At 70.8% G+C, this 12,565-nt stretch carries 13 protein-coding genes; 4 read left to right on the forward strand and 9 right to left on the reverse strand.

The window, feature by feature from the left end; translation table 11 throughout:
• Positions 1-21 precede the first annotated feature (21 nt).
• Together C8K38_RS10030 and C8K38_RS10035 are read left to right on the forward strand one after the other, a co-directional pair.
• On the forward strand, positions 22-1,425 hold the full coding sequence (locus C8K38_RS10030; protein WP_097211366.1) for an amidase: 1,404 nt from the start codon (positions 22-24) through the stop codon (positions 1,423-1,425).
• A gap of 3 nt (positions 1,426-1,428) precedes the next feature.
• Complete coding sequence (locus C8K38_RS10035) at positions 1,429-1,989, forward strand: TetR/AcrR family transcriptional regulator (RefSeq protein WP_097211367.1); 561 nt, start codon at positions 1,429-1,431, stop codon at positions 1,987-1,989.
• A gap of 62 nt (positions 1,990-2,051) precedes the next feature.
• Here the strand turns inward: C8K38_RS10035 and C8K38_RS10040 are convergent, their stop codons facing one another.
• The 8 genes from C8K38_RS10040 to C8K38_RS10075 form a co-directional block, all read right to left on the reverse strand.
• On the reverse strand, positions 2,052-2,744 hold the full coding sequence (locus tag C8K38_RS10040) for a class I SAM-dependent methyltransferase (protein WP_097211368.1): 693 nt from the start codon (positions 2,742-2,744) through the stop codon (positions 2,052-2,054).
• Between the two features lie 81 nt (positions 2,745-2,825).
• On the reverse strand, positions 2,826-3,869 hold the full coding sequence (locus C8K38_RS10045; RefSeq protein WP_097211369.1) for an alpha/beta fold hydrolase: 1,044 nt from the start codon (positions 3,867-3,869) through the stop codon (positions 2,826-2,828).
• A 97-nt stretch (positions 3,870-3,966) separates the two neighbouring features.
• The gene (gene era / locus C8K38_RS10050) at positions 3,967-4,887 is read right to left on the reverse strand and encodes a GTPase Era (RefSeq protein WP_077042041.1); all 921 of its coding nucleotides are present in this window, start codon (positions 4,885-4,887) and stop codon (positions 3,967-3,969) included.
• Entirely contained in the window at positions 4,877-5,287 is a 411-nt protein-coding gene (locus tag C8K38_RS10055; RefSeq protein ID WP_051636960.1) for a hypothetical protein, read from the reverse strand. The genes era and C8K38_RS10055 overlap by 11 nt, the downstream gene beginning before the upstream one ends.
• The gene (locus tag C8K38_RS10060; protein WP_097211370.1) at positions 5,280-6,602 is read right to left on the reverse strand and encodes a hemolysin family protein; all 1,323 of its coding nucleotides are present in this window, start codon (positions 6,600-6,602) and stop codon (positions 5,280-5,282) included. The genes C8K38_RS10055 and C8K38_RS10060 overlap by 8 nt, the downstream gene beginning before the upstream one ends.
• Positions 6,599-7,141 carry an rRNA maturation RNase YbeY gene (ybeY, locus tag C8K38_RS10065; protein WP_097211371.1) on the reverse strand — a complete coding sequence of 181 codons (543 nt, stop codon included), beginning with the start codon at positions 7,139-7,141 and terminating at the stop codon, positions 6,599-6,601. Before ybeY ends, C8K38_RS10060 begins: the two co-directional genes overlap by 4 nt.
• A 74-nt stretch (positions 7,142-7,215) precedes the next feature.
• Positions 7,216-8,217 carry a PhoH family protein gene (locus C8K38_RS10070; protein ID WP_223263808.1) on the reverse strand — a complete coding sequence of 334 codons (1,002 nt, stop codon included), beginning with the start codon at positions 8,215-8,217 and terminating at the stop codon, positions 7,216-7,218.
• A 219-nt stretch (positions 8,218-8,436) separates the two neighbouring features.
• Positions 8,437-9,147, reverse strand: coding sequence for a TetR/AcrR family transcriptional regulator (locus C8K38_RS10075; RefSeq protein ID WP_097211372.1), 711 nt, complete (start codon positions 9,145-9,147; stop codon positions 8,437-8,439).
• Between the two features lie 92 nt (positions 9,148-9,239).
• Here C8K38_RS10075 and C8K38_RS10080 point away from each other — a divergent pair, with 92 nt between their 5' ends.
• Positions 9,240-10,826: an MFS transporter gene (locus tag C8K38_RS10080; protein WP_097211373.1), complete on the forward strand. Its 1,587-nt coding sequence runs from the start codon at positions 9,240-9,242 to the stop codon at positions 10,824-10,826.
• Between the two features lie 92 nt (positions 10,827-10,918).
• Positions 10,919-11,776 (forward strand): SMP-30/gluconolactonase/LRE family protein, encoded by an 858-nt coding sequence (locus C8K38_RS10085; RefSeq protein ID WP_209926765.1) that lies wholly within the window; start codon positions 10,919-10,921, stop codon positions 11,774-11,776.
• A 1-nt stretch (position 11,777) separates the two neighbouring features.
• On the opposite strand, the gene C8K38_RS10090 is transcribed toward C8K38_RS10085, so the two are convergent.
• On the reverse strand, positions 11,778-12,563 hold the full coding sequence (locus C8K38_RS10090; RefSeq protein ID WP_097211375.1) for an alpha/beta hydrolase family protein: 786 nt from the start codon (positions 12,561-12,563) through the stop codon (positions 11,778-11,780).
• Between the last annotated feature and the right edge of the window lie 2 nt (positions 12,564-12,565).

Genomic DNA, 12,565 nt, shown 5'->3' on the forward strand with positions numbered 1-12,565 from the left:
AGGCACGGAGTGAGCACGCACATGGAAGAGACCAGGGAACTCGGACTCGAGGAGACCGCACAGTCCCTGGCGACCGGCGCCTCCACCTCCGTCGACCGGGTTCGCCGCAGCCTGGACGCCATCGACGCCAGCCAGCCTGGCCTCAACGCCTTCCGGGTGGTTCGCCGCGAGGCCGCGCTCGCGGAGGCGGCCGAGGCCGACCGTCGGCTGGCCGCGGGCGAGCGCCTGCCGCTGCTCGGCGTGCCGATCGCGGTCAAGGACGACGTCGATATCACCGGCGAACCGACGGCCTTCGGCTGCCCGGGCGAGTTCCCCGCCAAGACCGCGGACTCCGAGGTCGTGCGGCGACTGCGCGCCGCGGGCGCCGTCATCGTCGGCAAGACCAACAGCCCCGAGCTCGGCCAGTGGCCGTTCACCGGGGGCAGCTTCGGGCACACCAGGAACCCGTGGGCGCGCGAGCGGACCCCCGGCGGGTCCTCCGGCGGCAGCGCGGCCGCGGTCGCCGCCGGGCTGGTACCGGCCGCGCTCGGCTCGGACGGCGCGGGTTCGGTCAGGATCCCGGCGTCGTGGACCAACCTGGTCGGCATCAAGCCGCAGCGTGGACGGATCTCCACCTGGCCCGAGCCCGAGGCCTTCTACGGCATCACCGTCATGGGGCCGCTCGCCCGCACGGTGGCGGACGCGGCGCTCCTGCTCGACCTGGTCTCCGGCAGCCACGAGGGCGACATGCACCAGCCCCCGCCGGTGACCGTGCGCGATGCCGTTGACCGCGAGCCCGGCCGGCTGCGGATCGCGCTGTCGCTGAAGATTCCCTACACGGCCACGCCAAGGACCCTGCACCCCGAGGTCAAGGAGGCGATCGGTGCCACCGCGCACGCGCTGCGCCGCCTCGGCCACGAGGTGACCGTCGCGGACCCCGCCTACGGGCTGCTGCTGGGCACGAATTTCCTGCCGCGGTCGATGGCAGGGCTGGAGCAGTGGCGCTCGCGGGTGCCGGACCCGACGCTGCTCGACCCGCGCACCCTGTCCAACGCGCGCACCGGCAGGCTACTGGGGGGCCTGCCGTTGCGTGCGTCGCGCGCCGCCGAGCCGCGCATGCGCAGGCGGATCGGCACCATCTTCAACGACTTCGACGTCATCCTGGCCCCGACCACCGCCACCCCGCCGCCGCCGGTGGACGCGATCGACGGCATCGGGCACTTCGAGACGGACAAGGTGATCACCGCCGCCTGCCCGTACACCTGGCCGTGGAACATCCTGGGCTGGCCGAGCGTGAACGTGCCCGCAGGCTTCACCCCGGACGGCCTGCCGCTCGGCGTGCAGCTGATGGGTCACGACAACACCGAACCGCTGCTGGTCTCGCTCGCGGCCCAGCTCGAACGTGAACTACGTTGGGACCGTGAACGTCCCGAACAGTGGTGGTGACCGGTGAGCGAGACCCCGGTTCGTGAGCGGATCCTCGCCGCGGTCCTGCACATCATCGGCACCGACGGCATCGCCGCCGTCACCAACCGCCGAATCGCGGCGCAGGCCGAGGTCTCGCTCGGCTCGATCACCTACCACTTCCCCAGCCAGACGGACCTACTGCGCGACGCCCTGCTCGGCTTCGTCACCGCCGAGACCGCCCGGCTGACCGACCTGGCCGAGCAGTACCGGGACACCGGCTTGAGCGTGCAGGACGCCGCCTCACTCACCGAGCAGGTGGTGCGGGACCTGGCGTTCGACGCGGAGCGGATGGCGCCGTTCGAGCTGTACATCCAGGCCGGCCGCGACCCGGAGCTGCAAGCGGCAGCCGACGATTGCTTCGCGGCCTACGACACGCTCACCGTGACCATCCTCGAGGCGCTTGGCGTGCCCGACGCCGCGGCGATCGCGCCGACCCTGGTCGCGACCATCACCGGCCTGCAGCTGCGCCGGCTGGCGACCGGCGGCGCGGGCACCGACGTCTCGACCGCGATCCTGCTGCTGGTCGGCGGGGCTCAGCCATGAACGGGGCCCGGCTACCGGCCGCCCGAGATGGAGCAGTCGACTGGCCGGTCCGATCGACCGTGTTACTCCATCGCCAGCTTGCCGAGCCTGGTGGCGCGTCCCAACACGAGCGGACGGACGATCGGCGGCATGCCGCGCCACACAGCATCGTCGGCTGCGATCGTGAAGCCGCTGTCGCGCATCAGGTCCGCGGTCGCGCGGTTGCAGCGGCAGCCGCCCGCAAAGTGTCGCCACGGATCGAGCAGAAGATCCTGGCACGCCGCGAGGAACCGCGAGCTCGCACGCACATGTTCGATGAACAACAACTGCCCATCCGGGCGGAGCACGCGCGCGATCTCGCGGAGCGCGAGTTCGGGGTCGTCGACGGTGCAGAGGACGAGCGTCGCGACGACGGTGTCCACCGACGCATCGGCGAGCGGTAGACGCTCGGCAGGCGCGTCGACGATCCGCGCGATGGGCGCATGCCGCTGCAGGCGACGCGCAAGTCTTCGGCGCATCCCCGGTTCGGGCTCGGCGAGCACGAGCTCGGCGATCCCGTCGGGATAGTGCGCGATGTTCAGCCCGGTCCCGGCGCCGATCTCGACGACGCGACCGTGGGCGCCGCCCAGGAGCGAGCTCCGCCGGCGGCGCATGCCTGCGATCTCGCCCAGCCAGAGAAACGGGTCGTACGCCAGCGCGAAGATCCGCAGCCACGCCGCTGATGGGGGGCTCGCCTGGAGTTCGTTGCTTGATTCGATGCTTACGTTCTCGGTCATGCGGTCAAACGTACGAGCGACCGCTTGTTGCGCACATCGCTCAGTTCGGCCATCTCCTGCAGATGGCCCATTCCGGCCATCTCACAGGAGTCCGAGACGCGCGGCCTCCGCGACGGCGGCCGTCCGTGAGGTGCGGCCCAGCTTGCGGCGGATATTCGCAACGTGGCGGTGAACGGTATGCGGGCTCAGCACGAGCTGCTCTGCGATCTCACGGTCGCCGAGACCGCGAGCGACGCAGGCGAGGATCTCACGCTCACGGCTGGACAGCAGGACCGATTCCGGCTCGCTCGCACGGTGCGACGACGGCTGCACCGGTGCCAGCGTCTGGTGGCACGCGCGGACCACGGAATCGGTGTCATCGTGCCAGGGAAAGTGCGCGCTTCCCGGCAGCGGGACGAAGGTCGCGCCCGGAATGGCGGCCGCGACCTCGCGCCCGAGCCGGAACGGTACCGCGCGGTCGCCACGACGATGCACAACCAACGCCGGCTGGCGGACGAGAGGGAGGTGTGCGCGTACGTCGAGGTGATAGGCCAGATCCAACAATGCGGCAGCGGTTTCGGCGGTCGCCGCCTCCCGCTGCAACCGCGCAAAGAGTTCGTGCTCCGCAGGGTCGGCGCCACCGAGGAAGATGTCACCTAGCAGGCGCGAGCCGAGGCCCCAGTGCGCGCGCACCGTCGCCAAGATCGCATCCCCCACGCCCGGTGTTGTCAGCGCCGCACCGTTGGGGTACGACCCGTACAGCACCAGGTGCTCGACGCGCTCCGGAAACGCTGCGGCAAACGCGATGGCGGTGCAGCTCCCAGATGAGCCGCCGATGAGCGACACACGCTCGAGCTCGAGCTCATCCAGAAGCGCGCACAACGTCGCAACTTCCCCATCGAGGCTCAGGTCCGAATCGTGCAAGGTGCGGTCCGACAAGCCGACGCCGAGCCGGTCGTAGCGGATCAGCGTGTAGCCAGCTGCGACTCCCTCCCAGAATCGCCGAAAACCCACACCCTGCCAGTCGAGCTCGAGGTGACTCACCCACCACGCCGGAGCCACGAGTGGTGGACCATCCCCGCGAATCTCGTACGCAACGCGGCGGGCGCCGAGGGGGAGGAACCGGATCTCGGACTTCTCCAGCATGGCACGAGCCTACGACCCGGGACGATCATCTCCACGGGATCCGTTGTCACCCGGCAACTGCTCGCCCTCGCCTGGTGGGACTGGCCGGCGCAGCCGCCTAGAACCCCAGGCGCCCGAGCTGCTTCGGGTCGCGCTGCCAGTCCTTGGCGACCTTCACGTGCAGCTCCAGGAAGATCCGGGTGCCGAGCAACTTCTCGATCTGGGTGCGCGCCTTGGTGCCGACCTCGCGCAGCCGGGCACCGCCCTTGCCGATCACGATGCCCTTCTGGCTGGGCCGCTCGACGTAGAGCAGCGCGTGTACGTCGAGCATCTCGCCCTGCTTCTCGGTGCGGCCCTCACGCTCGATGACCTCCTCGATCACCACGGCCAGCGAGTGCGGCAGCTCGTCGCCGAGCCCCTCGAGCGCGGCCTCGCGGATGAGCTCGGCCATCAGCGTCTCCTCCGGCTCGTCCGTGATCTCGCCATCCGGGTAGAACGCCGGGCCCTCGTCCATCGACTTCGCCAGCAGATCGACCAGCATCTCGACCTGCTCCCCCGACGCCGCCGACACCGGGATCACCTCGGTCTCGGGGCCGAGCAGCTTCGACAGCGCCACCAGTTGCTCGGCGACCTTCTGCTTGCTGACCTTGTCGATCTTGGTGACGATGCCGATCAGCTTGGTCTTCGGCGCCATCTGGCGGACCTGCTCGAGGATCCAGCGGTCGCCGGGGCCGATCTTCTCGTCCGCGGGGATGCACAGACCGATGGCATCGACCTCGGAGTAGGTGTCGCGCACCAGGTCGTTCAGTCGCTGACCGAGCAGCGTCCGGGGCCGGTGCAGCCCGGGGGTGTCGACCAGGATCAGTTGGGCGTGCGGGCGGTGCACGATGCCGCGGATGGTGTGCCGGGTGGTCTGCGGCCGCGACGAGGTGATCGCGATCTTGCTGCCGACCAGCGCGTTGGTCAGCGTCGACTTGCCGGTGTTCGGCCGTCCGACGAAACAGACGAAGCCGGAACGGAATTCGGTCTCAGTGCTCATGGGCATCTCCAGAAATGGGTCGGTAGGGCTCCCAGCCCATGACATAGGGGTCCGAGCCGTCGGCTCGGGCGGCGATCAGTTTGGCGGAGGCGGTGACCTCGGTCAGTGCGAGCACCCCGGGCTCGTTGTCCCGGACGGCGGTGACGATGTCTGCGGCGCTGCCGGGCAGGTCGCCCACCACCGCGGCGGCCTCGAAACCCTCCGCCCCGCTCGAGAGGGCCGCGGCGATCGCGGCCTGCAATGCGGTGAGGGTCAGGGCGTCGAGCGAGACCGGGCCTGCGGCGTAGGTGCGACCGTCGAGGTCCCGGACCGCCGCGCCCTGTGCGCCGCCGGTTCGGCCCATCGCCCCGCGGGCGAGGACCACCAGCTTGGCGTCCTCCTCGTCGAGATGCTCAGTCATGTCGGCCCTCGTCTCCCTCGTCATCGCCGACCGAGTCGGCGTCCGGTTCGGGCGCTCTCCATGCAAGAACAGTACTGATCCGGACCCGGCCTCGGACGTCGCTGCCGCCCTCGGCACGCAGCATCAGGCCGTCGGTGGTGACCTCCGAGCCCGGCAGCGGGACCCGGCCGAGCGCGTAGCCGAGCAGCCCGCCGACCGTCTCCACCTCGTCGTTGTCGATCTCCATCTCGAACAGCTCGGCGAGGTCCTCGATCGGCAGGCGGGCCGAGAGCCGAAAACGACCGTCGCCCAGGTCCTCCACCGGCGCGATCTCGCCGATGTCGTACTCGTCGGCGATCTCGCCGACGATCTCCTCGATGACGTCCTCGATGGTGACGAGCCCGGCGATGCCGCCGTACTCGTCGACCAGCAGCGCCATGTGGTTGCGGTCGCGCTGCATCTCGGCGAGCAGGCTGTCGAGCGGCTTGGAGTCGGGCACGAACACCGGCGGGCGCATCACCTCCCCGACGGTGACGCCCCGGCCGCCGTCGGTCGAGTGGTACGTCTTCTGGACCAGGTCCTTGAGGTACACGACGCCGAGGATGTCGTCGACGTTCTCGCCGATCACCGGGATCCGGGAGTGCCCGCTGCGGACGGCAAGCGAGGTCGCCTGACCCGCGGACTTGGTCGCCTCGATCCACACCATCTCGGTGCGCGGGACCATCACCTCGCGGGCGGGGGTGTCGCCGAGCTCGAACACGGACTGGATCATCCGGCGTTCCTCGTCGGCCACCACCCCGCGCTCCTGCGCCATGTCGACCAGCTCACGCAGCTCGATCTCGGAGGCGAAGGGGCCGTTGCGGAAACCCCGACCTGGGGTGAGCGCGTTGCCGACCAGGATGAGCAGTCGGCTGATCGGGGAGAACAGGACGCCGATCACCTGCAGCGGCAGCGCCGCGGCGAGCGTGATGGAGTACGCGTGCTGGCGGCCGATCGTCCGCGGCCCCACCCCGATCGCGACGTAGTCGATGAGCACCATCACGACCGCGGTGACCAGCAGCGCCCAGCTCCGCTCGAGCATGTCCAGGAGCGCGGCGGCGAGCAGGACCGTGGCGGTGATCTCGGCCAGGATCCGCAGCAGCACCATGAGATTGACGTACCGGGGCCGGTCGGCCACGACCATCAGCAGGCGCTGCGCACCCGGACGCGCATCCTTGGCCAGGTCCTCGACCCTGGCCCGGGAGATCGTGTTGAGTGCGGAGTCGATGGCGGCGAACAGCCCGCCGAGCGGTACCAGGATCGCGGCGAGCAGGATCTGGACTAGCTCATCACTCACTGCTCGGGGCCGTCGACAAACCCGGTCTTGCCCAGCAGCCTGCTGTCACGGGCGGCCAGTTCCGCCTCCCGCTCGGCCAGGCGCAGCTCGTCGTACCAGTCGGCGAGCAGGCTGTTCTGCAGCGCGAACATCTCCTTCTCCTCCTCCGGCTCGGCGTGGTCGTAGCCGAGCAGGTGCAGGACACCGTGCACGGTCAGCAGCGCCAGCTCGTGCGCGGTGGAATGGCCCGCCTTGGCTGCCTGGTCGGCGGCGAAGGCAGGGCACAGCACGATGTCGCCGAGCATCGCCGGTCCGGGTTCGGGGGCGTCGGGCCGACCGCCGGGCTCGAGCTCGTCCATCGGGAAGGACATCACGTCCGTCGGACCGGGCAGGTCCATCCACCGCATGTGCAGGTCGGCCATCGTGTCGAGGTCGACGAGCACCATCGACAGCTCGGCCGCCGGGTGCACGTCCATCCGGCCGATGACGAACCGCGCGACGCTGATCAGCTCGCCCTCGGAGACGTCGATCCCGGACTCGTTGGATACCTCAATGCTCATGACAGTCGTTCTCCTCGGGGCCGCCTGCGGCGGTGATGGGCGGGGGCGGTGTGGTCACGTGGGCTGGGCGAGCGTCAGCGTCGCGACGGGCGGGCCTGCGCCGCCCGGCGCTGCGAGCGGTTGCCGAGCTTGACCTCGTCGATCCGCTCGGTCTCGAAACGCTCGTAGGCGTCGACGATGTCGGAGACCAGGCGGTGCCGCACCACGTCCGCGCTGGTGAGCTCGGCGAAGTGGATGTCGTCGATGTCGGTCAGGATCTCCGAGGCAGCCCGCAGTCCGGACCGGGCGCCGCCGGGCAGGTCCACCTGGGTCACGTCGCCGGTCACCACGATCTTGGAACCGAACCCGAGCCGGGTCAGGAACATCTTCATCTGCTCGGCCGTGGTGTTCTGCGCCTCGTCCAGGATGATGAACGCGTCGTTGAGGGTGCGGCCACGCATGTAGGCGAGCGGGGCGACCTCGATGACCCCCGCCTGCATGAGCTTCGGGATGGCCTCGGGGTCCATCATGTCGTGCAGCGCGTCGTGCAGCGGCCGCAGGTACGGGTCGATCTTCTCGTGCAGGGTGCCGGGCAGGAACCCGAGCCGCTCGCCCGCCTCGACCGCGGGTCGGGTCAGGATGATCCGGCTGACGTTCTTGCTCTGCAGCGCCTGCACGGCCTTGGCCATGGCGAGGTAGGTCTTGCCGGTGCCGGCGGGGCCGATGCCGAAGACGATGGTGTTCGCGTCGATCGCGTCGACGTATCGCTTCTGGTTGACCGTCTTGGGCCGGATGGTCTTGCCGCGCCGGGACAGGATGTCCAGGCTCAGGACCTCCGCGGGCGATTCGGCGACGCCCTCGGTGAGCATCGCGACGCTGCGCCGCACCGCATCGGGGGTCAGGGTGTTGCCGCCTGCGACGACGGCGATCAGCTCACCGATCACCCGCTCGGCCAGCGCGACGTCCGCGGCCCTGCCGGTGAGGGTGATCGCGTTGCCACGAACGTGAATGTCTGCGTCGAGGGCGCGTTCGAGTTCCTTGAGGTTCTGATCCGAGGAACCGAGCAGCGGGAGCACCGCGTCAGGTGAGACCTCCATGCTCGACCGCACCGTGCGCTGCGCTGGGCGGTCCTGGCTGCCGTTGGCCTTCGCCCCTGCGCGCGAAGCGCGTCCCCCTGCGTCGTCCGACTGATCGCCCATGTCGCTGTCTGCACTCACGTGGTAGCTATGGCCTGCTTTCCTGGTTCCGTGTCCCGACGGACTTGGCCGCCCTGATACCTCGCAGTCTATCGCGGGTCGTTCGCGCCGCCCACACGATTACCGCCGGTCAGGGCCAGCCGCGGGCACCTGCGCGCCCTCGGCGTCCCGGATCCACGCCCGTGCCTCGTCGACGACCTCCGCCGCACGATCGGGCGCGACCCCGAGCAGCACCAGTGAGACGACTCCGAACGACTCGCCGGAATCGGTGACGCCACCCTTGTTGACCTGATCGAGCAGGGTCATCGTGACGGCCTCGGTCATCGCCACCAGGAGCCCGGCGGGCAGGTACGACGAGAAGGTCCCCTCGCGCTGGCCCTGCTCGACCATGGCGATGGCAGGCGCCCGCGCCGGTTCCATCAGGTCGAGGATGCGCTGCTCGCCGAGTTCCTTGCGCGCGAAGGTCAGCAGCATCCGGAACCGGTCGCCGACCGGCCAGGTCAGCAGGGCGAGGACGGCGAGCGCCAGGTCGGGTCGTTCCGGCACCGGAACGTCCGCGCCGAACGACGCGACCAGCTCGGCCGAGGCCTCGTCCGCGATGCCCTCGACGAGCGCCTCCCTGCTGGGGAAATGCGCGTAGACCGTGCGGCGGACCACGCCCGCCGCACGCGCGACGTCGTCCATGCTCGCGTCCGGGTCGGCGGCAAAGGCGCCGATCGCGGCGTCGATGATGCGCGTCCGATTGGCCCGCGCCTCGCTGCGTCGACGCCTCACCGGCTCCGCCACCGTCGCATCCACCTCTCGCCGCCCGATGTGATCTGCGTCAAGCATAGTTGCACAGCAGTGTGCAAGCTATTAACTTGCACATCAATGTGCAGATAGGTCCGGACGCCGGACCGCCGCCGCCGAATGGAGCGCCGACGATGACAACACTCGCGACCAAGCCGGTCTCCCGGATGGAACAGCCCTACCGCTGGCGCTGGGCCGCGCTCGGCGTGCTGTGCCTGAGCCTGCTGATCGTGGTGATGGCGAACACCGCGCTCATCGTGGCGGCGCCGGACATGACCCGGGACCTCGGCCTGACCAGCGCGCAGCTGCAGTGGGTCATCGACGGTTACACCGTGCCCTACGCGGCGCTGATGCTGCTGGCAGGCGTGATCGGCGACAAGTACAGCCGCCGCGGCGCGCTGCTGACCGGCCTGCTGGTGTTCGGCGGCGGCGCGGTGTTCGGCAGCCTCGCGGACACCACAACCGCGGTGATCGCGGCCCGGATGACCATGGGCGTCGGCGCGGCGATCATCATGCCCGCGACGCTCTCGCTGCTGGTCGCGACCTTCCCCAAGTCGGAGCGCTCCCGCGCGATCGCCGCCTGGGCGGCCACCTCCGGGCTGGCCATCGCGTTCGGGCCGCTGCTGGCGGGCTGGATCCTCGAGAGCCACTCCTGGAACGCGACCTTCCTGATCAACGTCCCCATCGCCGCGGTCGCGGCCGTCGCCGCACTCGCCCTCGTGCCGCCGTCGCGCGCCGAGGGCCTGGGCCGCATCGACTGGATCGGCGGCCTGCTGTCGGTCGTCGCGATCGGGGCGCTCGTCTACGCGATCATCAACGGCTTCCACTTCGGTTGGGGCGCAGGCCCGCTCGTCGGCGCCGCCATCGCGCTGGTCGGGCTCGCGGCGTTCGTCGCCTGGGAGCTGCGGCACCCGCAGCCGCTGCTGAACGTGCGCAAGCTCGGCGAGCGCAGCGTCGGCGGCTCGACCCTCGCGGTGCTGCTGCTGTTCCTGTCCGCGTTCGGCGCCATCTACTTCATCGCCCAGGAGTTCCAGTTCGTGCTCGGCTACGGCCCGCTCGAGACCGGCGTCCGGTTGCTGCCCCTCGCCGCGGCGGTGACCGCGGGTGCGGTGGTCAGCGGCCGGATCACCCCGCGCATCGGCGTGCGCAGCGCGATCGTGGCGGGCATGGTCCTCGCGGCGGCTGGCGTGCTGCTGCTGACGCGGGTCGACGGCGGCTCGGGCTACCTCGACTTCCTGGTGCCGCTGGTCCTGCTCGGAGTCGGCATCGGCCTGAGCGAGCCGCCCGCCACCGACGCGATCATGGGCAGCTTCCCCGACAGCGACCTCGGCGCCGCGGGCGGCCTCAACGACACCGCGATCGAGCTGGGCGGATCGCTTGGCATCGCCATCCTCGGTTCCATTCTGGCGGCGAGCTACAAGGACTCGATCGCCGGCTTCATCGACGGCGCGCCGCTCCCCCAGCTCGGCGGGGATCTCGCCGCCCAGGCCGACTATGCGATGGAGGTCTCGCGGGAGTCGGTCGGCGGCGCGGCGCTGGTCGCGCAGGAGCTGGCGGGCAATCCGCTGTCTGTCTCGTACGCCCAGCCGCTCCTCGAGGCTGCCTCCACCTCGTTCGCGGACGCGATTGCGAGCGCGAGCCTGGCCGGCGGGCTCGCGCTCGCTGTCGGCGCGGTGCTGGTGGCGGTGATCCTGCCCGGCCGGTCGACCGACCGACCGTAGCCGGAGACCCCGGCGGCCTCGGACCGATGAGTTTCGCCCGGCCCGGGGGTCTACCTCCCCAGGGACACAACGGGAGGCGGATCATGCGAGTGATGCAGACAGTGGCGAGCGGTTTCGGCCAGCTGGAATCCCCACGCTGGCACGACGGACGGCTGTGGGTCGCGGACTGGACGGCCGGGGTGATCCACGCGATCGACCCGGACGGCCGGATCGAGGCCGTGGTCGAACATCGGTCGTTGCCGCTGTGCTTCGACTTCCTGCCCGACGGGACACCAGTGCTCGCCTCCGGCCCCGAGCGGGCGCTGCTCCGCCTGTCGCGGGACCGGACCCTCACGCGCTACGCGGACCTGTCGGCGCTCTCGCCCTACGGCAGCAACGACATCGTCGTCGACGGCAGGGGCAACACCTACGTCAACAACGTCAACTTCGATTTCGCCGCCGGGCCGCCCGCAGCCGAGAGCGCACCCGGATTCGTCGCACTGGTCACCGGGGATGGGCGGGCGCGCGTGGTCGCCGAGGACCTGGACTTCCCGAACGGCATGGCGGTCACCGCCGACAACGCCACGCTGATCGTCGCCGAGTCCTACCGTCACCGGCTCACCGCCTTCGACATCGCGACCGACGGTTCGCTGTCGAACCGGCGCGTCTGGGCCGGCGTCGGCGACCACTCACCCGACGGCATCTGCCTCGACGCCGAGGGCGCCGCCTGGTACGCCGACGTCGGCGACCGGTGCTGCGTGCGCGTCGCGGAGGGCGGTCAGGTCCTCGACCGGGTGCAACTCGACCGCGGCGCGTTCGCCTGCGCGCTCGGCGGGGCGGACGGCGACACCCTCTTCGTCGTCGCCGCGCAGTGGCCGGGAGCCGAGCGCTTCATGGACCACACGGCGTGGGACGGCACCGTGGTCAGCACCGCCGCGCCGGCGCCGGGGGGCGGCTGGCCGGGAGCCTAGGTCACACCGGGTGCGTCGCCCAGGGGTCGTCGTCGAGCAGGGCGCGCAGGGTCAGGTCCCAGCTCCTGGAACCGCGGGCGAGGAAGTCGTTGTGGCCCTCACCCGGCACCTCCCAGAACGCCACCGTGTCCCCGGCCGCCTGGGCGGCGTCCCGGTACGCGCGGCTGGCGGCGGCCGGCACCTGGATGTCCTCCGCGCCGTGGATGCAGACCACCGGGACCCCGATCGGGACCCGGTACACGGGCGAGGCGTCGCGGTAGAGCTGCGGCGCGTCGTCGTACCGGGCGCCGAAGAACGCCTGCAGCGCGGCGCCCGCGGTGCGACCGGCCGCGCGCGCGGCCAGGTCCATCGCGCCCGCCTGCGTGACGACCCGCTCGGGGCGAACCGGGGAATCCCGTTGCCCGGCAACCCACAACGCCAGCTGCGCGCCAGCGGAGTGACCGACGATCCGGACGTTCTCCAGATCGAGCGGGATCGGCGAGAGGGCGGGCAGCATGCCGCCAACCGCGGCCAGCGCGGCCTCGATGTCGGCACTGGTCTGTTCCCAGCCGCCACCCGCACCGACCCGGCGGTACTCGACGTTCCACGACGCCACCCCGCGCCGGGCCAGCTCGATGGCGAGGGCGGTCGCCAGGTTCAGGTGGAAGTCGGCGCTCCAATAGCCGCCGTGCACGAGCATCACCACCGGCACCGGCACCGGCACCGGCTCGGCGACCGGGGCGGCGGGCAGGTACAGGTGCCCGAACTGCTGCGGCTCGGGTCCGTAGTCGACGCGTTGGCGGGGCACGG

The sequence above is a fragment of the Rhodococcus sp. OK611 genome (assembly GCF_003050885.1).
GTDB classification, from domain to species: domain Bacteria; phylum Actinomycetota; class Actinomycetes; order Mycobacteriales; family Mycobacteriaceae; genus Rhodococcus_G; species Rhodococcus_G oryzae.

Coding starts and splice junctions, on each gene's coding strand:
- C8K38_RS10030 (WP_097211366.1), top strand. CDS start 22: ATGGAAGAGACCAGGGAACTCGGACTCGAGGAGACCGCACAGTCCCTG.
- C8K38_RS10040 (WP_097211368.1), bottom strand. CDS start 2,744: ATGACCGAGAACGTAAGCATCGAATCAAGCAACGAACTCCAGGCGAGC.
- C8K38_RS10045 (WP_097211369.1), bottom strand. CDS start 3,869: ATGCTGGAGAAGTCCGAGATCCGGTTCCTCCCCCTCGGCGCCCGCCGC.
- era (WP_077042041.1), bottom strand. CDS start 4,887: ATGAGCACTGAGACCGAATTCCGTTCCGGCTTCGTCTGTTTCGTCGGA.
- C8K38_RS10055 (WP_051636960.1), bottom strand. CDS start 5,287: ATGACTGAGCATCTCGACGAGGAGGACGCCAAGCTGGTGGTCCTCGCC.
- ybeY (WP_097211371.1), bottom strand. CDS start 7,141: ATGAGCATTGAGGTATCCAACGAGTCCGGGATCGACGTCTCCGAGGGC.
- C8K38_RS10070 (WP_223263808.1), bottom strand. CDS start 8,217: ATGGAGGTCTCACCTGACGCGGTGCTCCCGCTGCTCGGTTCCTCGGAT.
- C8K38_RS10075 (WP_097211372.1), bottom strand. CDS start 9,147: ATGCTTGACGCAGATCACATCGGGCGGCGAGAGGTGGATGCGACGGTG.
- C8K38_RS10080 (WP_097211373.1), top strand. CDS start 9,240: ATGACAACACTCGCGACCAAGCCGGTCTCCCGGATGGAACAGCCCTAC.
- C8K38_RS10085 (WP_209926765.1), top strand. CDS start 10,919: ATGCAGACAGTGGCGAGCGGTTTCGGCCAGCTGGAATCCCCACGCTGG.